The sequence below is a fragment of the Arthrobacter sp. SDR-2R genome (genome assembly GCF_057747955.1).
In genome coordinates, this window is sequence record NZ_CM173231.1 from 833,592 (window position 1) to 856,322 (window position 22,731).

Sequence of the window (22,731 nt, forward strand, 5' to 3'; positions counted from 1 at the left end):
ACCTCGCTGGACGTTCCATGACACCGCCGTTGCCGCCGAACAGGTGCGGCAACCAGTATTGGGGAGGCAAGAGTGACGCTCAAATCGAGGTTGGCTGCCGCATTGACGGTAGGCGGACTGCTGTCCGGACTGCTCGCGGGACTGGGTGCCCCGGCGGCAAACGCGGCCGTGGCACAGGTGAATGCGACGGTGGAAACTGCCCCAATGCACGGAACGGGGGACGCTGCGGACGACGCAGCGATCTGGATCCATCCCACCGACCCGTCGAAGAGCACCATCATCGGCACGGACAAGAGCACGGATGGCCACGGTCTGGTGGTCTATGACCTGTCGGGCCGGGAACTGTTCTATTACCCCGACGGGCGGATGAACAATGTGGACGTCCGCTACAACTTCCCCCTCGGCAGCAGCCGAGTGGGCCTGGTGGGTGTCAGCAACCGGGTCCGGAGCCTTGACTTCTACAAGGTCAACGAGGCCGACCGTTCGCTCACCAAAGTGGGCAGCTTTGCGCCGACCTCCAACATCGCCACACCCCGCGGGTTCTCCTTCTATCACTCGCCGGACACCGGCAAGTACTTTGCCTACGTCACTGACGTTGGCAAGGTCGAGCAGTGGGAGCTTGACGGCTCCACCGGATCGGTCACCGGCAAGCTCGTGCGCAGCTGGACCGTAAGCGGCCCCGCCCACACCGAGGGCCTGGTGGCCGATGACGAGATGAAACGGCTCTACATTGCGCAGGAGGATATCGGCGGAATCTGGCGGTACGGGGCTGAACCCGGGGATTCAACCGCGGGGACGAAGGTTGTCAGCACCACCGAGAACGGCGGGGACATCGTCCAGGACATCAAGGGCATCAGCATCTACTACGGCAGCGGGGGCGCCGGCTACCTGCTGGCAGCAAGCCAGGGCTCCAACCGGTTCCACGTCTACTCCCGCGACGACAACCGGCCATTGGGGGCCTTCGCCATCCCGGCCGGTAACGGAATCGATGCTGTCACGGGCATGGACGGCATAGACGTCACCAACTTCGGGGTTGGGGGCCCGTTCCCCCAGGGTTTCTTTGTCACCCAGGACACCAGCAACGACACCGGCAAGCAGAACTTCAAGCTCGTACCATGGCAGTCCATCGCAGCCGCCTACGTACCTGCCCTGCTCGTCGATGCGGCCTACGACCCCCGGAAGATCGGGGCCGGCACCTCCACACCGCCTCCGCCGGGGGACACCACGCCGCCCGAGACAACCATCACTTCCGGACCGCCCGCGACAACGACGTCGACCAGTGCCTCCTTCGCATTCACCTCGAGTGAGGCCAATTCAACCTTCCAGTGCAGCCTGGACGGCGCGGCGCGGACAGCGTGCACCTCGCCACAGACGTACTCAGGACTGGCGGTTGCATCGCATAACTTCAGCGTGTGGGCCACCGACGCCGCCGGCAATACGGACGCCACGGCGGCCACGCAGGCCTGGAGCGTCACCTCCGGCAACACCGGCGGCGGCGGCACCATCGTCCGCGAGTCAGTGAGCCAGGCCGTGAACACCACGGCAACCACCACCCTCAGGATCCCCAAGCCGGCCAATGTCGCGCAGGGCGACCTGCTGGTCAGCTGCGTGTCCCTCACGGGCGGTACCATCGCAACGTCAGGTGTCCCCGCCGGGTGGACAGTGCTGGCATCGGTGACCAATATCGCAAACCCCAAGGTCTACGGCTACTACAAAGTCGCCACCGGGACCGAGCCGGCGGATTATGCCTGGACCACCTCTTCGACGACGAGCGGGGGAGGCATCGCCAGGTATTCCGGCGCCTCAGGGCCCGACACCGCTGCCACGTCCGGCTCGGGCGCGGCGGCATCGTCGGGAACCATTCCAGCGGTGGCTACCACGGCCGCGAACGCGATGCTGGTGGGATGCATGAGCGTCAACTCAAGCTCCGTGACCCTGACTTCGCCGGCCGGGATGTCCCAGGCAGTGGAAACCGGTGCGCGCCGCTTCGAAGTTGCGGATGGCATCCAGGCGGCAGCGGGGCCAAGCGGGGCGAAGACGTGGAACTTCAGTGCGGCCCGCGAGTGGGCCGGGTGGCTGGTGGCGCTTCGACCCAAGGCGCCTTAGTCCCCGGGCGCCGCCCTGATTGGGGGAAGCAGGAAGGGCCGTCTTCGGACATCCGAAACGGCCCTTTCCTGCGCTTTCCGGGAATGTCACCTAGCCATCGGCGGACTCGCTCCGGGCAGCCACCGTGGCCTCCACCATTGCGGTCATGAAGCGTGTGACTGTTTCCAGCTCGTCTTGCGAGAAGTCCGCCATGGCGCTGCCCATGTGCTGGGCCAGGGGAGCGAAGACAGCGCCCCCGTCCTGGAAGGCCTTGGGGGTCATTTTCAACTGGACCTGGCGCCGGTCCGTGCTGTTCCGCTCGCGCACGATATGCCCCGAGTGGTCCAGTCGGTCGATGAGGGCGGTGGTGGCAGGCGAGCTCAGGTTCAGCTCTTTGCGCAGGACCCCGGGCGTCACCACGCTCCCGGCGGCCGTGTGCCGCATGATGACGGCGAGGGCATTCATGTCCGTGCGGTGCATGTCCTTCCTGCCGCCGGCGACATCCACATAGCGGTTGGCCTCCATGGTGAACTCCTGCAGGAGGCGGATCAGCGGGTGTGGCGGACCACCGGGAGGGCCGCCGGATGGTCCTGGTGCCGCGCCAGCTGACGTCTTGCGTGCCATGCCCACCTCCCTGCCTTCCTGGTTCCACGCCCACACTTCCGTCCGGCCGTACTGACGGATATTACTGCAGGCCCGGCATTCGTCCCCTACCTGCCGAAAAAAGCTTGGCAGCCACTTATCTCTATGGTGGAGATAATCTATGCTGGAACAAATACTACTCCGCCCGCTTATCGATGGAAGGCGCCATGAACCGCAATAAAGTTGCCAAGGAGCGAGTCCCTTTCTGGCTGCGCTGGCTGGTCCCTGTCGTCCTGGTGCTGATCTGGCTGGGTCTCGCCGGGGTCGGCGGCCCCACCTTCGGCCGGTTGGAGGAGGTCTCCTCCAACGACCAGGCGTCATTCCTGCCCGCCAGCGCCGAGGCCACCGAGGCGCAGGACTGGCAGGCAAAGTTCCGGGACTCGGATGAGGTCCCGGGGATCATCGTCATCGAGAAAAGCGAGGCTTTCACTCCCGCCCAGCTGGGGGAGCTGGCCACGCTCAAGACCAGCCTTGAAGACCTCAAGCTGGGCAGCACGGTGATCGGCCCGATTCCCTCCAAGGACGCCAAGGCGGTGCAGTTCGTGGTCCCGGTCGGGTCCTCGGTTGAGCTCAAGGATGCGGTCAAGGAACTCCGCGGGACTGTCACAGAAGCGGCCCCGGCAGGTGCCCAGACCTTCGTGACCGGCCCCGCCGGCCTTGCCGCCGACCTCACCGCAGCCTTCGGCGGCATTGACGGCATCCTCCTGCTGGTGGCCTTGTCCGCGGTGTTCGTCATCCTCCTCATCGTTTACCGGTCCCTGCTGCTGCCCATCATGGTGCTGCTGACCTCCGTGTTTGCCCTGTGCGCAGCAATCCTGCTGGTGTTCGGCATGGCCAAAGCCGGCTGGATCCAGCTCAACGGCCAAAGCCAGGGCATCCTCTCCATCCTGGTAATCGGTGCGGCCACGGACTACGCCCTGCTGTTCGTGGCACGCTTCCGGGAAGCGCTCACCCACACCACCAACCGCACCGCGGCTGTCCTGAACGCCTGGAAGGCGTCCTTCGAGCCCATCCTGGCGTCCGGCGCCACCGTGATCATCGCGCTGCTGTGCCTGCTCTTCTCCGACCTGAACTCCAACAAGGCGCTGGGACCGGTGGCGGCCGCAGGCATCCTGTGTGCCCTGTTCGCAGCGCTGACCCTGCTGCCCGCGCTGATGGCCCTGCTGGGCCGGGCAGCCTTCTGGCCGTTCCGTCCCAAGCTCCTCCCTGCAGACCAGCGTGAACCCGAACTGGTTACGGGCCTGGAAGGCCAGAAAGGGCTGTGGCGTGCCACCGGTTCGCTGGTAGCGCGGCGGCCCAGGACCGTCTGGGTGGCTTCGGTCCTCCTGCTGCTGGTTGCGGCAGGCGGCCTGTTCCAGCTGAAGGCCAACGGCGTACCGCAGACCGACGTCATCCTCACCGCCTCCAACGCCGTCGACGGCCAGGACGCACTGGCCCGCCATTTCGACGCCGGCAGCGGGAGCCCCGCCGTCGTGATTGCTGACCAGGCCAAGGCCGCCGAGGTGCTGGACCGCGTGAAAGCGGACGACGGCGTGGGCGAGGCCTACCTGCTGGGCCCGGGCAGCGTCCCCATCACCGGAGCCCCCGGGGCTCCCAGCGCCCCGGACGTCCGCGAAGGAAAGGTGATCATCAACGCCACCCTCAACGACGCGGCGGACTCGCTGGAAGCGGAGGAAACCGTCAAGGCGCTGCGGGCCGGGGTGAAGGCCGTCGATCCCGGCGCCCTGGTGGGCGGCGTCACCGCTACGGCGCTGGACACCAACACCACCGCCCAGCACGACCTGGTGGTCATCATTCCGGTGGTCCTGGTGGTGATCCTCTTCATCCTGATGCTGCTGCTGCGCTCGATCGTGGCCCCGGTCCTGCTGGTGCTCTCCGTGGTGCTTTCCTACGCGGCGGCGCTCGGTGTGTCTGCCTTTGTCTTCAACAACATCCTTGGCTTCCCGGGCGCGGATGCGACGGTTCCGCTGTTTGGCTTCGTGTTCCTGGTGGCCCTGGGCGTGGACTACAACATCTTCCTGATGAGCCGGGTCCGTGAAGAGTCGCTCAAGCACGGCACCCGGCCCGGCATCCTCCGTGGCCTGGTGGTGACCGGAGGGGTCATCACCTCCGCGGGCGTGGTGCTCGCGGCCACATTTGCAGCGCTTGGCGTCATTCCCATCATGTTCCTGGTGCAGCTGGCGTTCATAGTGGCGTTCGGTGTGCTGCTGGACACCGTCCTGGTGCGCTCGCTGCTGGTGCCGGCCCTGGCCTACGACATCGGACCGAAGATCTGGTGGCCCAGCAAGCTGGGGCGCGCGGACGGCGGGAATGCAGCCCGGCCGCGGGAGCCCGGCGTCGAGCCGCTGGAAGAAGTGCCCAGCCGCTGACCCTGCGCCAAAGCGCTAAACCTCGGAGCACCAACCCTGCTGCCGCCACCAGTCCACGGTGGCGGCAGCAGCCGTTTCCAGCGGAGTCGGACCGACTTCCAGGGCAGCCTGGGACGCAGCCGAGTCCATGATGAACGGCCGCTCAAACTGGTACAGCATCTCGGCCAGCTCGCGGGCGTCGGTTGAGAGCATCCCGGCGGTGCGGAGGGTCCAGCCGGGCAGGGCGCGCACCTTGGGCGCCGGCCGTCCTGCCGCGGCGGCGAAGGCGTGGGCCAGCTCCATCTGGGTAAGGGCCGGACCCGTGGGGGCGTGCCATATGGCATTCCAGGCGGAGGGCCTGTCCGCCGCCGCGATCATCGCCGTGGCCAGGTCCGGGACGTACGTGAACGAGTGCGGCTGCCGTGAGCTGCCCACCACGCTGACGTTCTTCCCCGCCAGGATGGGCACCACCATGCGCTCCCCGCCGTGCGCCATCCGGACGCGGGGACCAAAAAAGTCGCCTGCCACCACGCTCACCGTTGGCGTTGTGGCGGCCTCGCGGGTCCGGAGCAGCTCCGTCCGCACCCCGCGTTTGCCGCCCGCAGCGTGGCGCGGGCTGCCCTCCGTCATCACGCTGTCCGGCTCGCTGTAGGAGTAGAGGCTTTCCGGGAATACGACGACGGCACCCGCTTGGTGCGCCGCAGTGAGGACCGCCTGCTCGGCGGCGGGAAGCTCCGCCCGCCATGCCGCGGCGGTGTACGCCGAGCCGTGGATGCAGTGGAAGACTGCCCGGGCGCCGGCCAGGGCTGATCGCAGAACCTCGGGATCCTTCGCATCGCCGGCGATGAGCTCGATCAGCGGGTGCTGTGGTCCGCTGCCCGACCGCGTGAGGACGCGCACCTGCCGTCCCAGGTCTGCCAACTGTTCGGCCACCGTCCACCCCACCGGTCCCGCTCCGGTTACTACGTATACATCTGCCATTGTGGCCTCCTTGTTCCTTTTCCGAGAGCACCGCTCTCGGGCAACAGCATGACCCCATACGCCGGCTAAGTCAAGAGCGGTGCTCTCTTTTGATTCCGGCGCTCTCGTTTATGGCATGCTGGACCCGTGACTGACGTCGAAAAAACAGCCGGCACTGTTGTCCGCCCCCTCACCCCGCGGCAACGGGCAAGGGCGCAAACCGTGGCGGATATCGTCCGCCTGGGGCGGCAGCACCTGGCAACGCACGGTGCGGCCGCTCTCTCCCTGCGGGCGGTGGCGAGGGACCTCGGGGTGGTGTCCTCCGCGGTCTACCGCTATGTGGAGAGCCGGGACGAGCTCCTGACCTTGTTGCTGATAGACGCCTTCGGCGAGCTTGGGGACGCGGTGGACGCCGCCGTCGCCCAAGCGCCGGAGGATGACCACACTGCCCGCTTCCGGGCGCTGGGCCGCGCGGTCCGGGAATGGGCCCTGCGCGAGCCTGCCAGCTACGCGCTCCTTTTTGGCAGCCCCGTGCCCGGCTACAGCGCCCCGGCGGAGCGCACGACGGGCCCGGGCACCAGGGTCATCGTCAGCCTCATCGGCATCCTGGATGCAGCTTCCCGGGCAGGGCAGCTGGCAGTTCCGGCCGAAGGCGCACCACAACTGCCGCCAACCCTGGGCAGGGACCTTGCCGCCATCCGTTCCGAGTTTGGCCTGGACCTTCCGGAGGAACTGGTGGCGAGGGGTGTCCTGGTGTGGAGCTCCCTCTTTGGTGCGGTCAGCTTCGAGGTGTTCAACCAGTACGGGCCGGATACCTTCCATGCGCCCGCTGACCTCTTCGACCATCACCTCGCCGTCCTGGCAGGCATCGCCGGCCTGCCGGCAGGGGCCTCCCGATAGGTGCCGGCGAAGCCCTGTTGGTGCGCGCGGGCCGTCGATAGACTGCCAGTGCGCCCGCATGGACGCGGAGCCTCGAAGGAGAGATGCACCATGACCGAGAACCCTGAAGTTGCAGCCGAGGAGCCCCGCAAGGGAAGCAGCGCACCCGGACTGGAGGGTGAAGGCGGGCAGTACGTGGATGGTGACTATGGCGATGCCGGAGCCGTGGAAAGGCCGGCGGGCGAACGGGACGACCAGTATCCGGAAGGCAACTACGGCGATGCCGGAACAGTTGGGGCCCCTGCCGGAGGTGCGGGCGAAGGCGGGCAATACGTGGACGCGGACCATGGCGCCGGCGGTACCGTCAACGGGCCCGGGCGGGACCTTGCCGACGGCGAATACGAGGAAGGCGACTACGGGGAGGCCGGCACAGCCGGCGGCGCCCGAACAGAGGAGGCCGTCCGCGAAGGGCTTACCGACCGCCAGGTCCAGGCGACGGCGGAAGAGCGCGGCCCGCTGCACGGCGACCGGGACACGGAGCGCTGAGTAGCCCGGCGCCGCGTTCTCCTAAAGCGAACCCGCCTTCCGGCGTCGTAATTCTGCGCGCAAAGCCCGGAAATCCAAGGAATACCGCGGCTGTCATCCGGCGCGGCATCCAAAGTTGAGCGGACTGCACTCAACTTTGGATTGACATCGGTGGCGCCCTGAGTAAAGTTGAGTGCAGAACGCTCAATGCTTAGGGCGCCAACCAGTTTCCAAGGAAAGAAGGAAGCAACACATGTCACGTGCAGTAGGTATCGACCTCGGAACCACCAACTCCGTCGTCTCCGTTCTCGAAGGTGGCGAGCCCACCGTTATTGCCAACGCCGAGGGTGGCCGCACCACGCCGTCGGTCGTTGCATTCTCCAAGTCCGGCGAGGTCCTGGTTGGCGAAATCGCCAAGCGCCAGGCCGTCAACAACATCGAGCGCACCATCGCTTCAGTCAAGCGCCACATGGGCACCGACTGGAAGGTGGACATCGACGCCAAGAAGTACACCCCGCAGGAAATTTCCGCGCGTATCCTCATGAAGCTGAAGAACGACGCCGAGTCCTACCTGGGTGAAAAGGTCACCGACGCCGTCATCACCGTCCCGGCCTACTTCAACGACGCCGAGCGCCAGGCCACCAAGGAAGCCGGCGAAATCGCAGGCCTGAACGTCCTGCGCATCGTCAACGAGCCCACCGCCGCGGCACTGGCCTACGGCCTGGACAAGGGCAAGGAAGACGAACTCATCCTGGTCTTCGACCTCGGTGGCGGCACCTTCGACGTCTCCCTGCTGGAAGTCGGCAAGGACGAAGACAACTTCTCCACCATCCAGGTCCGCGCCACCGCCGGTGACAACCGCCTGGGCGGCGACGACTGGGACCAGCGCGTCGTTGACTACCTGCTGAACCAGCTCAAGGTGAAGGGCATCGACCTCTCCAAGGACAAGATCGCCCTTCAGCGCCTCCGCGAAGCAGCTGAGCAGGCCAAGAAGGAACTCTCCTCCTCCACCAGCACCAACGTCTCGCTCCAGTACCTCTCCGTCACCCCCGACGGCCCGGTCCACCTGGACGAGCAGCTGACCCGCGCCAAGTTCCAGGACCTCACCAAGGACCTGCTGGAGCGCACCAAGAAGCCGTTCCACGACGTCATCAAGGAAGCCGGCATCAAGCTCTCCGACATCAACCACATCGTGCTGGTGGGCGGTTCAACCCGTATGCCCGCCGTCTACGACCTCGTGAAGGAACTGGCCGGCGGCAAGGAGCCCAACAAGGGCGTGAACCCGGACGAGGTCGTCGCAGTCGGCGCAGCCCTGCAGGCCGGCGTGCTGAAGGGTGAGCGCAAGGACGTCCTCCTGATCGACGTCACCCCGCTGTCCCTCGGCATCGAAACCAAGGGTGGCGTGATGACGCACCTGATCGAGCGCAACACCGCCATCCCCACCAAGCGGTCCGAGACCTTCACCACGGCGGATGACAACCAGCCGTCCGTGGCCATCCAGGTCTTCCAGGGCGAGCGCGAGTTCACCCGCGACAACAAGCCGCTGGGCACGTTCGAACTCACCGGCATCGCCCCGGCACCGCGCGGTATTCCGCAGATCGAGGTCACCTTCGACATCGACGCGAACGGCATCGTGCACGTCTCCGCCAAGGACAAGGGCACCGGCAAGGAGCAGTCCATGACCATCACCGGTGGCTCCAGCCTCTCCAAGGAAGACATCGACCGGATGGTCCGCGACGCCGAGGAGCACGCAGCCGAGGACAAGGCGCGCCGCGAGGCCACCGACACCCGCAACACGGCCGAGCAGCTTGCCTACTCCGTGGACAAGCTGATCGCCGACAACGCGGACAAGCTGCCCGAAGAGGTCAAGACCGAGGTCCAGGCCGACGTCGACAGCGTCAAGAAGGCCCTTGAGGGCACCGACGACGCCGCTGTGAAGTCCGCGTTCGAGAAGCTGCAGGCTTCCCAGACCAAGCTGGGCGAGGCCATCTACGCCCAGGCCGGTTCGCCGGACGGCGCAGGCGCTGCAGGTGCTGAAGGTGCCGCCGGAGCTTCGGCAGGTTCCAAGGACGAGGACATCGTCGACGCCGAAATCATCGACGAAGACGAAGCGAAGAAGTAACCCATGCCGCACCACGGTAACGAGGAAGAGCACAACACATCCGCAAGCCAGCAGAACACGCAGGGCAACGGCCAGGAGCCCGTCATCCGGGACAACCGCAAGGTTGACCCGGTGACCGGGCAGGCCCGGCACCCCGAGGGCGGCCAGTCCGCTCCGGGGGCCGGTTCCCGGGCCGGGGCAGCAGATTCCGACGGCGACGCGCTGGCCCAGGCCGAGGAGATTCTCAACGGCGTGGACGTGCCGGCCGAGGAATCCGTGGCCCAGGGTGCGCCCGCAGGGTCCGCCGGCGCCGAGGCAGCCGAACTGCGCAACGACCTGCTCCGCCTTCAGGCTGAGTACGTCAACTACCGCAAGCGCGTTGAACGCGACCGTGCCGTGGCAGGGGAAATGGCCGTCATCGGCGTCCTGAATTCCCTGCTCCCGGTCCTGGACGACGTCGACGCCGCACGGCAGCACGGTGACCTCACCGACGGCCCCTTCGCCGCGATCGCCACCAAACTGGAGAACGCGCTGAAGACCTACGGCCTGGTCCGCATCGACGAAACCGGCGTGGAGTTCGATCCCACGATCCACGAAGCCCTGATCCAGCAGCCCGGCGAGGACATCGAGGTTGACACCGTCAGCCAGGTCCTCCGCTCCGGCTACAAGTCAGGCGACCGTGTCCTCCGCGCAGCCCAGGTGATCGTGGCCGTCCCGGCTTAGTTGCCCCTCGCCTCCGCGGATGAGGGGGTCCCGCCCGGGCCCCCTCATCCGCTCCGGCGTTCAGCGGTAATCTCGCCCTAACGCTTTTGTACTTTGAAAGGAAACGCCATTGGCTAGCCAGGATTGGGTGGACAAGGACTTTTACAAGATCCTTGGTGTTGCCAAGGACGCTTCCGACGCCGACATCAAGAAGGCCTACCGGAAGCTTGCGCGGCAGCACCACCCTGATACGAATGCGGGGAACGCCGCTTCCGAGAGGAAGTTCAAGGACATCTCCGAGGCTTATTCGGTGCTTTCGGATCCGGATGAGCGCCAGCAGTATGACGCCATCCGGGCCATGGGCAGCGGGGCCCGCTTTGCTCCCGGCGGCGCCGGCGCCCCCAACGGCGGGTTCGAGGACATGTTCGGCGGCCTGTTCACCGGCAATACCGGACGGCACGCCGGTGGTTTCAATCCCTCCGCCGGCGGCATCCCGCCCGAGTTCGCCGACCTCTTCGGCGGCTTCGGCGGCGCCCCCGGATTCCAGCGCGCCCCGCAGAAGGGCGCCGACCGGACCGCGTCGACCAGCATCTCCTTTGCCGGCTCCATCCGCGGCACCACCATCGGCCTGCGTGAACCCAGCGGCGAGGTCATCGACGTCCGGGTTCCCGCGGGTATCAAGGACGGCCAGAAGGTCCGCGTGCGTGGCAAGGGCCAGCCCGGTCCTGCCGGCAATGGTGACCTGGTGGTCTCCGTGTCGGTCCAGCCACATGCGTTTTACACGCGCGACGGCGACAACCTCCGGATCCACGTCCCCGTCACCTTCCCGGAGGCTGCTTTGGGCGCGGACATCGAAGTTCCCACCATCGACGGCGACAAGGTCAAGGTCCGCGTCCCGGCAGGCACGCCGTCCGGCCGTACCCTGCGGGTCAAGGGCAAAGGCGTCAAGACGCCCAAGGCCACCGGCGACCTGCTGGTGACGATCGACGTCGCGGTTCCCAAGAATCTCAACAAGGACGCCGAAGCTGCGGTCAAGGCGTTCGCCGAGGCCACGTCGTCGGCGGACGTTCGCGAGGGCCTGGCAGCCAAGGCCCGGCTCTAGGCGCGGAGGTGAGGCGTGGACATCAATGCTGACCAGCCGATCTTTGTGATTTCGGTGGCGGCAGAGCTGGCGGACATGCACCCCCAGACCCTGCGGCAGTACGACAGGCTTGGCATCGTCAAGCCCAGCCGTGCCCCCGGAAAGTCCCGGCGCTATTCGCAGCGTGACGTGAACATGCTGCGGGAAGTGCAGCGGCTGTCGCACGAAGGTGTGTCGCTGGAGGGGATCAAGCGCATCCTGGAACTCGAAAACCAGGTCGCAGCCCTCCAGAGCCGGATCGCTGAACTCACCGAGGAACTCGGGCGGCGGCCGCGTTCCGTGGATTCGCGCATCTTCGCCGCCGGCGCCGCGGGCGATGTGGTGAGCCTGGCCCGTGGCCAGCGCCCCCGGCCCCGGTCACAGGCGGTCATGTTGTGGCGGCCCCGGGCGATCGGACAATAAGTGCCCTCGGACAATAACGGGATGCCGGAGAGCAGGTAGCGTTTCCCGGTGCCCCGGACAAATATGAGTACCCGCTACTCGTGACGGAAAAGCCCTCTGGAATTTGAATGGAACCATCGCCGGATCAGCGGCGATGGTTCCGCAATTTCTGGGGGTTTTCGTGTTTAAGGTTCTCAGCGAAGCTGCTTCAACCCGGGTCCGGCCATGAGCCCGGGGATGGAATCCGTGGCCGCGTTCAGCAGCTCCTTGCCGGGGCAGATCCTGCTGGCCATCGGGCAGACCATTGTTGTGGTCTGCGTCTGCTTTGACATGGTCCGTGAATTGTCCGTCCCGCGGTCCCACCGGCGTTACGTGGCCAGCACCGTCTTCCGTACCCTGGCGATCCCGTCGATCGTGGCCAATGCCATGACCGTCTTCATCGCCCTGGTGGTGTCCTCCTGGGTGGACGTGGTGATGGGCATGTTTGTCCTGGTGGCCATTGTTTTCCGGTTCCACCACAACCAGGACGAGGACAACTGGTGGAAGGGCAAGGGCAAGAAACTTGCCCGGTGGGCCCGCCGGCAGTTCGCCGGCCGGACGTCCACGGCCCCGGCCATGGGGTAGCGCCGCGAAGCCCCGGGAGCCCGGCGCCGGCAACCTTGCGTGCCGGGCTCCCGCGTCAACATCAGCCGTTGATCACCTGCGGTACGCCCAGGGCCTTGAGGCCCTCCACGCCGAATTCCACGCCGTAGCCGGACTGCTTGGCGCCGCCGAACGGGATGCGCGGGTCCACGGCGCCGTGCCGGTTGATCCACACGGTTCCGGCCTGGATGCGGGCCGCGACCTCCCGGGCTGCTTCCAGGTTGGGGGACCAGACGGAGGCGCCCAGGCCGACGTCGAGCCCGTTCGCCTTTTCCACCGCCTCGTCGATGCTGCTGTAGCGGATGATCGGCAGGGCGGGGCCGAACTGTTCCTCGGCCACCAGCGGGTTGTCGTTGTCGATGTCCGCCACCAGGGTGGTGGGGTAGAAGTAGCCGGGCTGGCTGGTATCCGGGTTCCCGCCCAGCAGGACGCGTGCCCCGGAAGCCTTGGCCGCCTCCACGAGGGTGGCCACGACGTCGTACTGCGCCTTGTTCTGCAGCGGTCCCAGCACGTTGTTCTCGTCCAGGCCGTTGCCCATGGGCATCTGCTTGGCGACCGCCACGAGCTCGTCACAAACGTCGTCGTAGATGTCGTCGTGGACGTAGAGCCGCTTGAGCGCGGCGCAGGTCTGGCCGGTGTTGAGGAAGGCGCCCCAGAAGATGTCCGTGGCAATGGCCTTGGGGTCGGCGTCGGGCAGGACAATACCGGCGTCGTTGCCCCCAAGTTCCAGGGTGAGCCGCTTGACGGTGTCGGCGGAGGACTTGATGATGGCGCGGCCGCCGGCGGTGGAGCCGGTGAACATGATCTTGCCGATCGCCGGGTGGTCGGTGAGGCGGGCGCCCACCTCGCGGCCGCAGGACACCACGGACAGGATGCCTTCGGGGAGTTCTTCGTTGAGGACCTTGACCAGCGCCAGAACGGAGAGCGGGGTGTTGCCGGAGGGCTTGACGACGACGGTGTTGCCCATGCGCAGGGCCGGCGCCAGCTGCCAGACGGCGATCATCATGGGCCAGTTCCACGGGCCGATCGCCCCGACCACGCCGATGGGCCGGTAATGCAGCTCAGCGCGGGTCTCACCGTCGTCCACGATGGTTTCCGGTTCCAGCGGCAGGCCGGCCGTGGCGCGGAGCCAGGCGACGCAGGCGCCCACTTCGAAGCGGGCGTTTGGACCGTTCAGCGGTTTGCCCTGCTCGCGGGAGAGCAGCTGGGCGAGTTCCTCGGCGGAGCGTTCGACGGCGTCGGCTGCCTTGAGCAGCGCGGCGGACCTTGCGTCGTGGCCCAGGGCAGCCCAGGCTGGCTGCGCGGCCACGGCTGCGGCCACGGCGCTTTCCAGGTAATCGAGGCTGTGGACGGGGGCTTCGCCTACCGGTTCGCCCGTGGCCGGATTGAGGATGGTCCGGCCAGTGCCGGCAGCGGGGGCAATGGAGGCAAGAAGTGCATCGTACGTTTCCAAGGGATACTCCACATCGAGTAGGCGAGGACGCCAGCCGGTCGGCGTAGCGGGTTACTCCCCAGTTTGGGTGAGTGCCCGCCCCCGCTCTTGTGTTTGTGCGCAGGACTGTTGGCGGAGAGGGAACGGCGTAAAAATCAGCCCGCCTTATTGTGAACTTGTCAGATTAAGCCTTAGGGTGGGGATCAGGCCGGCGAAGCCCTCGAGAACCGCCGGGTAACTCCTCCCCGGATCCAGGCAAACGACCCCGTCAAACGCCCAGCAGCGGTACCGCGGCCCTTATTGCGCCACGGCGCACAGGTGCTGGGTTTTGCCTCGTCGACGCCCCCGACAAGCAGGAGAACACCATGACCGTAGAGTCCGAGCTCACTGAAGCGCCCGCAACAGCACCTACCGACATCTCCCGAGGGGGCAGCTACGTTACGTTGCCACCCGGATCGGAGGTATCGCCGAAGCTTGAGGGCAGCTACGTCACGGGGCCCGGAGCCCTTCCCGGACATGGCAACAGGGCCCAGGGCACGTACGTGACACTTCCCGCGGCGCCGGCGGGGGCGACCGAGATCAGCTACACCCGCGTCGGCTGACCCGCGTCAAGAAGCACCTGCCACCCTTTCGACCAGGGCGGCAGGTGCTTCTTCCCCGCGGTTACCCGGCGTAGGGGTCGGCGATGCCGATGTATTGGGTGGTGGTGTATTCGGCGATGCCTTCGGAGCCGCCTTCGCGGCCCAGGCCGGATTGCTTGACGCCGCCGAAGGGTGCGGCGGCGTTGGAGATGACGCCGGCGTTGAACCCGACCATGCCGAATTCGATCTGTTCCGCGACGCGCAGGAGGCGGTTGAAGTCGCGGCTGTAGAGGTAGGACGCCAGACCGTATTCGGTGTTGTTGGCGAGCCGGATGGCGTCTTCCTCGGTGCTGAAGGTGGTCACCGGGGCTACGGGGCCGAAGATTTCCTGGCCAAGGATCGCCGCGTGGTTGGGCACGTTGGCCAGGACGGTGGGCTGGTAGAAGTAGCCCGGTCCGTCCACCGGTGCGCCGCCGGTCACGGCCACTGCTCCGGCGTCGACGGCGGCGCTCACCAGTGCATGCACCTCATCACGGGCGCCTGCGTCGATGAGGGGTCCCACCTGGGTGGCCGCCTCGGTGCCGCGCCCGGTGTGCAGGGCGCCCATGGCGGCGGCGAACTTCCGGGTGAACTCCTGCGCCACGGATTCGTGGACGAGGAAGCGGTTGGCGGCGGTGCAGGCTTCGCCCATGTTCCGCATCTTGGCTGCCATGGCCCCTTCGACGGCCTTGTCCAGGTCGGCGTCTTCGAAGACGATGAACGGAGCGTTGCCGCCGAGCTCCATCGAGGTCCTTAGCACGTTCTGCGCGGCGTCGGCCATGAGGCGCTTGCCGACGGGGGTGGAGCCGGTGAAGGAGACCTTCCGCAGCCTGGAGTCCTTCAGGAGCGGGCCGGAGATCCCGGACGCGGAGGAGGATGCGACGACGTTGAGGACCCCGGCGGGAAGGCCGGCGTCGAGCATGGTCTGGGCGAAGTACTGCGCCGTAAGCGGGGTGAGCTTGGCGGGTTTGAGGACCATGGTGCAGCCGGCGGCGATGGCGGGGGCGACCTTGCGGGTGGCCATGGCGAGCGGGAAGTTCCAGGGGGTGATGAGCAGGCAGGGGCCAACGGGTTTGTGCTGGACCAGGATCTTGTTCCTGCCCTCCGGGGTGGTGAGGTAGCGGCCATAGTCGCGGACGGTTTCCTCCGCGAACCAGCGCAGGAACTCCGCACCGTAGGTGACCTCACCGCGGGCTTCGGCCAGCGGTTTGCCCATTTCCAGGGTCATCAGCAGGGCGAAGTCCTCGGCCCGCTCGGTCACCAGGTCGAAGGCCCGCCGGAGGATCTCCGCCCGGGTCCTAGGTGCGGTGCGCGCCCAGGACGCCTGCACGGCGTCGGCTGCATCGAGTGCGGTAATGGCGTCTTCGCTGGTGGCGGAGGCGAGGGTGGCGAGCACCTCCCCGGTGGCGGGGTCGTGCACATCGAACGTGCCGCCGTCGGACGCCTCGCGCCACTGACCGTTGATGAGCAGGCCGGTAGGGACGGAAGCCAGGAGCGAGGCTTCATGCTCCGGCGAAAAGGCAGGGGAGATCGCAGAAAGTGTCATGGCAAGTCCTTAGGAAGGGAAGGTCAGTAGCTGGCGGGGGTGTCGCCGTCGGCGTGGGGAATGTACTTTGCTGCGAGGGCCTCGGAACCGCGGGCGAGGAGTGCGACGTCGGCGCCCACCAGGATGAAGTCCGCGCCGTTGGCGAGGTAGTGCTCGGCCGTGGCGGGAGCGAAGGCGTTGACGCCCCCGGGTTTCCCGGCCGCCTTGGCAACGGACAGGCAGTGTTCGACGGCGGCGCGCACCTCGGGGTGTTCCTGCTGTCCCAGCAGGCCCATGGAAGCGGCGAGGTCGGAGGGGCCCACGAAGATGGCGTCCACACCGTCCACTTTGAGGATGTCCTCCACAGCCTCGACGGCCGCCGTCGATTCAATCTGGACGGTGACGCTGATGGTCTCGCTGGCCCGGGCGAGGTAGTCCGGGACCCGGTTCCAGCGTGCGGCGCGGGCCAGGGCCGAGCCCACGCCGCGGGTGCCGTGGGGCGGATAGCGGGTGGCAGCAACCGCCGCCTCCGCTTCCGCCACCGAATTCACCATGGGGATCAGCAGGTTCTGAACCCCCAGGTCCAGGTACTGCTTGATCACCACCGTGTCATTCACCGGCGGCCGGACCACGGTGTGGACCGGGTAGCCATGGATGGCCTGGAGCTGGGCGAGGATGGACTCGAGGCCGTTGGGGCTGTGCTCCGCGTCCACCAGCAGCCAGTCCAGCCCTGCCCCCGCGCAGAGTTCGGCGACCAGCGGGCTGCCGGAGCACACCCACATCCCGGCGAGCGGGCGGCCTGCCTTTCCCTTCTGTTTTTGCGCAGCCAGGGCGGAGCGGAAGGTGTCTTCTATTCGAAACGGCATGTCACAGCTCCCAGGGGTCCGTAGTCGGCGTGGACGGTGTCGCCCTTGTACACCCACAGTGGGCGGGTGAACGAGCCGGCCAGGATGATGTCGCCTGCCTTGAGCGCGTCGCCGTGGGCGGCGATCTTGTTGGCCAGCCAGTGCACGCCGTTGGCGGGATGGTCCAGCACGCCCGCGGCCACGCCGGTTTCCTCCACGGTCTGGTTCTTGTAGAGGATGGCGGAGACCCAGCGCAGGTCAACGGCGTCCGGCTTGACCGGGTTGCCGCCGATCACCATGGCGCCCATGGCGGCGTTGTCCGAGATGGTGTCCACGATGGTCCGGCCCTCCATCTCGATCCGGGAGTCCAGGATTTCGAGGGCCGGAACCACGTAGTCGGTGGCCTTCAGGACATCAAAGATGGTCACGCCCGGGCCCTTGAGTCCGTCCCTGAGGACGAACGCCAGCTCCACCTCCACGCGCGGGTGGGTGTACTGGTCCCACCGAACGGAGCAGCCGGTCTCCAGCACCATGTCATCGAAGATGGCGCCGTAGTCCGGTTCGGTGATGCCGGTGGCGGCCTGCATCGCCTTGGACGTGAGGCCGATCTTGCGCCCCACCAGGGTCCGGCCGGCGTCCTCGTTGCGGCGCCGCCACAGCTGCTGCACCGCGTAGGAATCCTCCACCGTCATCTCCGGGTACCGGGCGGTTAGGCGGGGGACAGGGGTGCGGGTCCGGCCGGCTTCCACCAGCTCGTCCGCGATGGCCTCGATCGTCTTGGGCTCCAGCATGGCTAGACCTGGACGCCCAGCTTGAAGCCCGTCCGGTCGCCTTCGGGCGAGCCGTCCTTGCGGGTGTAGGAGAAGCCGTCGGCACCCACCGTGACCGCCATCTCGGACTTTTCCTCGCGGACGATGACGGGCTGCGGGTTGCCGTCCAGGTCCAGGACCAGGGAGGCCTCGGTGTACCAGGAGGGGACCACGGGGTTGCCCCACCAGTCGCGGCGCTGGTTGTCGTGGACGTCCCAGGTGATGGTGGGGTTGTCCGGGTCGCCGGTGTAGTAGTCCTGGGTGTAGATCTCAATGCGGTGGCCGTCCGGGTCCAGGATGTAGAGGTAGAACGCGTTGGACACGCCGTGGCGGCCGGGGCCGCGTTCGATCCGGTCGCTGATGCGCAGGGCGCCCATCTTGTCGCAGATCTGGATGATGTTGTGCTTCTCGTGCGTGGCGAACGCGACGTGGTGCATGCGGGGGCCGTTGCCGCCGGTCAGGGCGGTGTCATGGACGGTCTGCTTGCGGTGCATCCAGGCGGCGTAGGTGACGCCGTCGGCATCCTTGATGTCCTCGGAGACGCGGAAGCCCAGGTCCTCCAGGTACTTGCGGCCCTTGGGGACATCCGGGGTGACCTGGTTGAAGTGGTCCAGCCGGACCAGTTCACCGGCGGAGTAGAGGTCGTAGCGCTGGGTGAGCCGCTCCACGTGCTCCACGTCGTAGAAGAACTCGTACGGGAAGCCCAGCGGGTCCTCCACGCGGACGGAGTCGCCGATGCCTTTGGTGAAGCCTTCCTTGCGGCGCTCCACCCGGCAGCCGAGCTCCTTGTAGTAGGCCTCGGCGGCATCCACCTCGGCGGGGGACTTCACCCGGTAGGCGAACGCGGCGACGGCGGCGACAGGGCCCTTGCGCAGGACCAGGTTGTGGTGGATGAACTCCTCCAGGGAGCGCAGGTAGATCGCGTTCTCGTCCTCCTCGGTGACGTGCAGGCCCAGGACGTCGACGTAGAACTCGCGGGACCTGGCGAGGTCGGTGACGATGATCTCCATGTAGGCGCAGCGGACGATGTCCGGTGCCGGGACGGTGGGGGTGGGAACGAAGTTGGTCATGATGGTCTCTCTTCTTTGAAAGGGGGCTTCTTCCCCAACTGACTGGCAGTAGTTGTCGTTTTGAGGCCTCAAAACGACAACAAATGCGAGCTGGTTGGGTTCAGGCGCCGAATTTGGGGGTGTGGACGGTGCCGAGCGTGATGTGCACGGCCTGCTGGTCGGTGTAGAAGTCGATGGAGCGGTAGCCGCCCTCGTGGCCCAGGCCGGAGGCCTTGACGCCGCCGAACGGGGTGCGCAGGTCGCGGACGTTGTGGCTGTTCAGCCACACCATGCCGGCTTCGACGTTCTGCGAGAAGTTGTGGGCCCGGGTCAGGTTCTGGGTCCAGATGTAGGCGGCCAGGCCGTACTTGGTGTTGTTCGCCAGGGCGAGGGCCTCGTCGTCGTTCTCGAACGGGGTGATGGCCACGACGGGTCCGAAGATTTCCTCCTGGAAGATCCGGGCATCGGGCGCGACGTCGGCGAACACCGTGGGTGCGATGTAGTTGCCTTCGGGCAGGTGGCCGGGGCGGCCGCCGCCGGCCAGGAGCCGGCCTTCGGACTTTCCAATCTCCACGTAGGAGGCCACCTTGTCGTAGTGCTCGGGGTGGACCAGGGCCCCCACTTCGGTCTTGGGGTCATGGGGGTCACCCACCACGATGTTCTTTGCCCGGGCGGCGTACTTTTCGCAGAATTCGTCGTAGATGGCGCGCTCCACCAGGATGCGTGAGCCGGCGGTGCAGCGCTCCCCGTTGAGGGAGAAGACCCCGAACAGGGCGGAGTCGATGGCGGCGTCCACGTCGGCGTCGGCGAACACGACGCAGGGGGATTTGCCGCCGAGCTCCATGGACAGGCCCTTGAGGTTGGCCGCGGCGTTGCGGAAGATCGTCTGGCCGGTGGTGGTCTCGCCGGTGAAGGAGATCAGCGGGACGTCCGGGTGCTTGACCAGGGCGTCGCCGGCCTCCTCGCCCAGGCCGTTGACCAGGTTGAAGACGCCGTCCGGCAGCCCTGCATCCTTGAAGATGGTGGCCCACAGGGAGGCGGACAGCGGGGTGAATTCGGCGGGCTTGAGGACCACGGTGTTGCCGGTGGCCAGCGCCGGGGCGAGCTTCCACGACTCCAGCATGAACGGGGTGTTCCACGGCGTAATCAGGCCGGCGACGCCGATGGGCTTGCGGTTGACGTAGTTGATCTGGGAGCCGGGGACCTTCATGGCGTCATCGAACTGGGCCACGATCAGGTCGGCGAAGAACCGGAAGTTCTCCGCAGCGCGGAGGGCCTGGCCCTTGGCCTGGGTGATCGGCAGGCCGGTGTCGAACGTTTCGAGTTCGGCGAGCCGGGCTTCCTGGGCCTCGACGGCGTCGGCAATCCGGTTCAGGACACGGGCGCGTTCACGGGGCTTCATCCGGGGCCACGGGCCGTTCACGAATGCATCACGGGCGGCCGCGACGGCGAGCTCGATGTCTTCCTTCTGCCCGGCCGCGGCGGTGGCGTAGTTGCGGTTGGACACCGGGTCCAGGACATCGAAGGTCTTGCCGGAGATTGAGTCCACGAACTTGCCGTTGATGTAGTGCTGGATGTGGCTGGGCAGGTCATCCGGAACGTAGTGCTTGGTGGTTTCTACTGAGGTCGTCATCGTTGAAGTCCTAACTGTGGTCTCTTCGTACAAGTGGTCGCGTCGTACAACTGGTCTTTTCGTACTAATTGGTTTGGGCGAGGTAAGCGTCCAGGGTCGCCGTGCGGTGCCGGCGGGCTGCCTTCTCGATGTCGTCGGCATCGGCACCGGACTCGATCAGCTTCAGGAGTTCCTCATGTTCCTCCACCGAGTCGCGGGCCCGGCCGGGGACGAAGCGGAAGGTGGAGGACCTGAGTGCGGCCAGCCGGTTCCAGCCGCGGTGTACCAGGTCCAGGATGTGCGGGTTGGGGCAGTGTTCGAACAGGACGCTGTGGAAGTCCTGGTTGAGCTGGGTGAAGCGCACCGGATCGAAGTGCTCCAGGCACTGGCGCATTTCCTGGTTCACGGCACGGGCCCGGGCAATGGCCTGGCCGTCGATCAGCGGTGCGGAGAGTGCCGTGGCGGCACCTTCCACGATGCTGAGGGTCTGCATGGTGTAGAGGTATTCGGTGGGGTCGATGCCTGCCACCGTGGCGCCGACGTTCCGTTCAAACGTCACCAGTCCCTCGGCTTCAAGCCTGCGGATCGCTTCCCGGACCGGAACCACGCTGAAGCCCAGGTCCTTCGCTATGGCACCCAGGACCAGCCGGTAGCCGGGAGTGTAGGTGCCTTCCACGATCCGTGCCTTGACGGCCTGGTAGGCCTGTTGGGACTTGCTGCCGGGAGTGGTTGCCACGCCGGCCACGGCGGTTTCAGTCATGGCGGTTGCCTGCCCATTCCTTGTACCGGGCCTGCCATTCGGCGTTCATCGGGTAGAGGCCGTCCACGCTGTTGCCCTGCTTGACCATCTCGAAGATGAAGGTTTCCTCCTTTTCCTGCTGGATGCAGTCCTCAACGAGTTCTTCGGCGATGGCGGGCGGGATGACCAGGATGCCGTCGGAGTCGGCCACGATGATGTCGCCGGGCTGGACGGTGGCGCCGCCGCAGGCGATGGTGATGTCCGTGTCCCACGGGATGTGCCGGCGGCCCAGCACGGCGGGGTGCGGGTTGGCGAAGTACGTGGGCATTTCCAGGCCGGCCACTGCGGTGTAGTCGCGGACGCCGCCGTCGGTGATGATCGCTGCCGCGCCGCGGACCTGGGCGCGCAGGGCCAGGATGTCGCCCACGGTGCCGGTGCCCTTTTCGCCGCGGGCTTCCATGACCAGGATTTCGCCTTCGTTGACGGAATCGATGGCGCGTTTCTGGGCGTTGAAGCCGCCGCCATGGGTCTTGAAGAGGTCTTCCCGGTTGGGCACGTAGCGCAGGGTCCGGGCCAGTCCCACCACGCGCCGGTCCGGGCGGGTGGCCTGGAGGCCGTCGATGCTGACGTTGTTAAGGCCGCGCTTGCGCATCTGGGATGACAGGGTGGCGGTGGCGACCGACTCGAGCTTGGCTTTCAGTTCCGGGGTGAGGGCGCTGTCAGGAGCAGGGAGCCCTGCGGCTTCGCGGGATCCGTAGGCCTCCTCCCGCTGCAGGTCGTCAACCTTGGGCTGGGCACCAAAGTCCGCGAACGCCGTCGTGCCTTGCTCAACGGTGGTGACCAGGCGTCCGGTGGTGAGGGTGCCATCAATCGTGCCCGCCTCAACCTCCAGGACGTCGCCCGGTGCGGCCACGGAGGCGCCGGCAGGGGTGCCGGTGAGGATGATGTCGCCCTCCTCGAGGGTGAGGAGCTGGGACAGGTCCGCCACCAGCCGGGCGAAGGGGAAGAGCAGGTCAGCGGTTGTGTCGTCCTGGACCAGTTCACCGTTGTGCCAGGTGCGGATGCGAAGTTTGGAAGGGTCGACGGCGTCTGCCGGAAGAAGTGCCGGGCCCACAGGGGTGAACCCGTCCCCGCCCTTGGACCGGAGGTTGGAGCCCTTGTCCGCGTAGCGCAGGTCGTACACTCCGAGGTCGTTGCTGGCGGTGACGGCGGCAACGTGGCTCCAGGCCTCCTCGACCGTGACGCGGCGGGCGGCCTTGCCGATGATGAGCGCAATCTCGCCTTCGTAGCCGAGCAGTTCGCAGCCGGCCGGGCGCTCTACGGGGCTTCCGCTGAGCGCCAGCGAGCTGGAAGGCTTGAGGAAGTAGGACGGTTGGGCCGGGGTGCGGCCACGCTGGGCGGCCCGGCTGGGGTAGTTGATGTGCACCGCGACCACCTTGCGTGCTGCTGCCAGGGTGTCGCCGTTGACCTGCTCCAAAACGTCTCCTCATCAGGTACGAAATCGTATACGATCACTATCCATAGATTTGCAGCTTCCGTCAACCCCCTTGTTTCGGCTGTTTCTGCGGCACTTCCGGAGCCACTTGTCGCCCGCGTCACAACCGGCGTACAGTGGAAAACAAGTTTAGAGTTTTCGATTATCGAATCTACTGTTCTGATATAGAACACAAACTGATGTGAATCATCCACAACGA

Annotated in this window: 20 protein-coding genes; 10 read left to right on the forward strand and 10 right to left on the reverse strand. The window is 66.6% G+C overall.

The window, feature by feature from the left end; genetic code table 11:
• Nucleotides 1-72 precede the first annotated feature (72 nt).
• Complete coding sequence (locus AC3ANU_RS03840; RefSeq protein ID WP_488315485.1) at nt 73-2,106, forward strand: phytase; 2,034 nt, start codon at nt 73-75, stop codon at nt 2,104-2,106.
• Nucleotides 2,107-2,196: 90 nt separating this feature from the next.
• Here AC3ANU_RS03840 and AC3ANU_RS03845 read toward each other — a convergent pair whose 3' ends face one another.
• Nucleotides 2,197-2,709 (reverse strand): MarR family winged helix-turn-helix transcriptional regulator, encoded by a 513-nt coding sequence (locus AC3ANU_RS03845; protein WP_488315486.1) that lies wholly within the window; start codon nt 2,707-2,709, stop codon nt 2,197-2,199.
• Between the two features lie 185 nt (nt 2,710-2,894).
• Between AC3ANU_RS03845 and AC3ANU_RS03850 the strand changes: the two genes are divergently transcribed.
• A complete protein-coding gene (locus AC3ANU_RS03850; protein ID WP_018770001.1) occupies nt 2,895-5,096 on the forward strand; it encodes an MMPL family transporter in 2,202 nt (733 codons plus the stop codon).
• 15 nt (nt 5,097-5,111) lie between these two features.
• Here the strand turns inward: AC3ANU_RS03850 and AC3ANU_RS03855 are convergent, their stop codons facing one another.
• A complete protein-coding gene (locus tag AC3ANU_RS03855; RefSeq protein ID WP_488315487.1) occupies nt 5,112-6,056 on the reverse strand; it encodes an NAD-dependent epimerase/dehydratase family protein in 945 nt (314 codons plus the stop codon).
• Between the two features lie 126 nt (nt 6,057-6,182).
• Between AC3ANU_RS03855 and AC3ANU_RS03860 the strand changes: the two genes are divergently transcribed.
• The 7 genes from AC3ANU_RS03860 to AC3ANU_RS03890 all read left to right on the forward strand — a co-directional run bounded on the left by AC3ANU_RS03860 (nt 6,183) and on the right by AC3ANU_RS03890 (nt 12,388).
• Nucleotides 6,183-6,935 (forward strand): TetR/AcrR family transcriptional regulator, encoded by a 753-nt coding sequence (locus tag AC3ANU_RS03860; RefSeq protein ID WP_056391907.1) that lies wholly within the window; start codon nt 6,183-6,185, stop codon nt 6,933-6,935.
• Nucleotides 6,936-7,025: 90 nt separating this feature from the next.
• Nucleotides 7,026-7,460, forward strand: coding sequence for a hypothetical protein (locus AC3ANU_RS03865; protein ID WP_478222764.1), 435 nt, complete (start codon nt 7,026-7,028; stop codon nt 7,458-7,460).
• A gap of 232 nt (nt 7,461-7,692) precedes the next feature.
• A complete protein-coding gene (dnaK, locus tag AC3ANU_RS03870; RefSeq protein ID WP_488315488.1) occupies nt 7,693-9,561 on the forward strand; it encodes a molecular chaperone DnaK in 1,869 nt (622 codons plus the stop codon).
• A gap of 3 nt (nt 9,562-9,564) precedes the next feature.
• Entirely contained in the window at nt 9,565-10,263 is a 699-nt protein-coding gene (locus tag AC3ANU_RS03875) for a nucleotide exchange factor GrpE (RefSeq protein ID WP_018770005.1), read from the forward strand.
• A gap of 109 nt (nt 10,264-10,372) precedes the next feature.
• The gene (locus AC3ANU_RS03880; protein WP_026265889.1) at nt 10,373-11,344 is read left to right on the forward strand and encodes a DnaJ C-terminal domain-containing protein; all 972 of its coding nucleotides are present in this window, start codon (nt 10,373-10,375) and stop codon (nt 11,342-11,344) included.
• Nucleotides 11,345-11,359: 15 nt separating this feature from the next.
• Nucleotides 11,360-11,785 (forward strand): heat shock protein transcriptional repressor HspR, encoded by a 426-nt coding sequence (locus tag AC3ANU_RS03885; protein WP_018770007.1) that lies wholly within the window; start codon nt 11,360-11,362, stop codon nt 11,783-11,785.
• Nucleotides 11,786-12,001: 216 nt separating this feature from the next.
• Complete coding sequence (locus AC3ANU_RS03890; RefSeq protein ID WP_018770008.1) at nt 12,002-12,388, forward strand: hypothetical protein; 387 nt, start codon at nt 12,002-12,004, stop codon at nt 12,386-12,388.
• A 61-nt stretch (nt 12,389-12,449) separates the two neighbouring features.
• Here the strand turns inward: AC3ANU_RS03890 and AC3ANU_RS03895 are convergent, their stop codons facing one another.
• A complete protein-coding gene (locus AC3ANU_RS03895; protein ID WP_134165025.1) occupies nt 12,450-13,859 on the reverse strand; it encodes an aldehyde dehydrogenase family protein in 1,410 nt (469 codons plus the stop codon).
• A 344-nt stretch (nt 13,860-14,203) separates the two neighbouring features.
• On the opposite strand from AC3ANU_RS03895, the gene AC3ANU_RS03900 reads away from it, so the two are divergent.
• Complete coding sequence (locus AC3ANU_RS03900) at nt 14,204-14,440, forward strand: hypothetical protein (protein WP_478222766.1); 237 nt, start codon at nt 14,204-14,206, stop codon at nt 14,438-14,440.
• A 61-nt stretch (nt 14,441-14,501) separates the two neighbouring features.
• Here the strand turns inward: AC3ANU_RS03900 and AC3ANU_RS03905 are convergent, their stop codons facing one another.
• The 7 genes from AC3ANU_RS03905 to AC3ANU_RS03935 form a co-directional block, all read right to left on the reverse strand.
• Nucleotides 14,502-16,004 carry an NAD-dependent succinate-semialdehyde dehydrogenase gene (locus AC3ANU_RS03905; protein WP_488315489.1) on the reverse strand — a complete coding sequence of 501 codons (1,503 nt, stop codon included), beginning with the start codon at nt 16,002-16,004 and terminating at the stop codon, nt 14,502-14,504.
• 23 nt (nt 16,005-16,027) lie between these two features.
• Nucleotides 16,028-16,849 carry an HpcH/HpaI aldolase family protein gene (locus tag AC3ANU_RS03910; protein ID WP_026265890.1) on the reverse strand — a complete coding sequence of 274 codons (822 nt, stop codon included), beginning with the start codon at nt 16,847-16,849 and terminating at the stop codon, nt 16,028-16,030.
• Complete coding sequence (gene hpaH, locus AC3ANU_RS03915) at nt 16,834-17,619, reverse strand: 2-oxo-hept-4-ene-1,7-dioate hydratase (protein ID WP_018770013.1); 786 nt, start codon at nt 17,617-17,619, stop codon at nt 16,834-16,836. The genes AC3ANU_RS03910 and hpaH overlap by 16 nt, the downstream gene beginning before the upstream one ends.
• Nucleotides 17,620-17,621: 2 nt before the next feature.
• Nucleotides 17,622-18,707 carry a 3,4-dihydroxyphenylacetate 2,3-dioxygenase gene (gene hpaD, locus AC3ANU_RS03920; protein WP_488315490.1) on the reverse strand — a complete coding sequence of 362 codons (1,086 nt, stop codon included), beginning with the start codon at nt 18,705-18,707 and terminating at the stop codon, nt 17,622-17,624.
• Between the two features lie 100 nt (nt 18,708-18,807).
• Nucleotides 18,808-20,319, reverse strand: a complete 1,512-nt coding sequence (hpaE, locus tag AC3ANU_RS03925) for a 5-carboxymethyl-2-hydroxymuconate semialdehyde dehydrogenase (RefSeq protein WP_488315491.1) — start codon at nt 20,317-20,319, stop codon at nt 18,808-18,810.
• Between the two features lie 64 nt (nt 20,320-20,383).
• Nucleotides 20,384-21,058: a GntR family transcriptional regulator gene (locus AC3ANU_RS03930; RefSeq protein WP_478222769.1), complete on the reverse strand. Its 675-nt coding sequence runs from the start codon at nt 21,056-21,058 to the stop codon at nt 20,384-20,386.
• Complete coding sequence (locus AC3ANU_RS03935) at nt 21,051-22,514, reverse strand: fumarylacetoacetate hydrolase family protein (RefSeq protein WP_056391897.1); 1,464 nt, start codon at nt 22,512-22,514, stop codon at nt 21,051-21,053. The genes AC3ANU_RS03930 and AC3ANU_RS03935 overlap by 8 nt, the downstream gene beginning before the upstream one ends.
• Between the last annotated feature and the right edge of the window lie 217 nt (nt 22,515-22,731).

What these genes read in the sequence shown, in the direction of transcription:
- AC3ANU_RS03930 (WP_478222769.1), bottom strand. Translation starts at nt 21,058, where the DNA reads ATGACTGAAACCGCCGTGGCCGGCGTGGCAACCACTCCCGGCAGCAAG.
- AC3ANU_RS03890 (WP_018770008.1), top strand. Translation starts at nt 12,002, where the DNA reads ATGGAATCCGTGGCCGCGTTCAGCAGCTCCTTGCCGGGGCAGATCCTG.
- AC3ANU_RS03900 (WP_478222766.1), top strand. Translation starts at nt 14,204, where the DNA reads ATGACCGTAGAGTCCGAGCTCACTGAAGCGCCCGCAACAGCACCTACC.
- AC3ANU_RS03905 (WP_488315489.1), bottom strand. Translation starts at nt 16,004, where the DNA reads ATGACACTTTCTGCGATCTCCCCTGCCTTTTCGCCGGAGCATGAAGCC.
- AC3ANU_RS03855 (WP_488315487.1), bottom strand. Translation starts at nt 6,056, where the DNA reads ATGGCAGATGTATACGTAGTAACCGGAGCGGGACCGGTGGGGTGGACG.
- AC3ANU_RS03865 (WP_478222764.1), top strand. Translation starts at nt 7,026, where the DNA reads ATGACCGAGAACCCTGAAGTTGCAGCCGAGGAGCCCCGCAAGGGAAGC.
- dnaK (WP_488315488.1), top strand. Translation starts at nt 7,693, where the DNA reads ATGTCACGTGCAGTAGGTATCGACCTCGGAACCACCAACTCCGTCGTC.
- hpaD (WP_488315490.1), bottom strand. Translation starts at nt 18,707, where the DNA reads ATGACCAACTTCGTTCCCACCCCCACCGTCCCGGCACCGGACATCGTC.
- AC3ANU_RS03875 (WP_018770005.1), top strand. Translation starts at nt 9,565, where the DNA reads ATGCCGCACCACGGTAACGAGGAAGAGCACAACACATCCGCAAGCCAG.
- AC3ANU_RS03910 (WP_026265890.1), bottom strand. Translation starts at nt 16,849, where the DNA reads ATGCCGTTTCGAATAGAAGACACCTTCCGCTCCGCCCTGGCTGCGCAA.
- AC3ANU_RS03845 (WP_488315486.1), bottom strand. Translation starts at nt 2,709, where the DNA reads ATGGCACGCAAGACGTCAGCTGGCGCGGCACCAGGACCATCCGGCGGC.
- hpaE (WP_488315491.1), bottom strand. Translation starts at nt 20,319, where the DNA reads ATGACGACCTCAGTAGAAACCACCAAGCACTACGTTCCGGATGACCTG.
- hpaH (WP_018770013.1), bottom strand. Translation starts at nt 17,619, where the DNA reads ATGCTGGAGCCCAAGACGATCGAGGCCATCGCGGACGAGCTGGTGGAA.
- AC3ANU_RS03850 (WP_018770001.1), top strand. Translation starts at nt 2,895, where the DNA reads ATGAACCGCAATAAAGTTGCCAAGGAGCGAGTCCCTTTCTGGCTGCGC.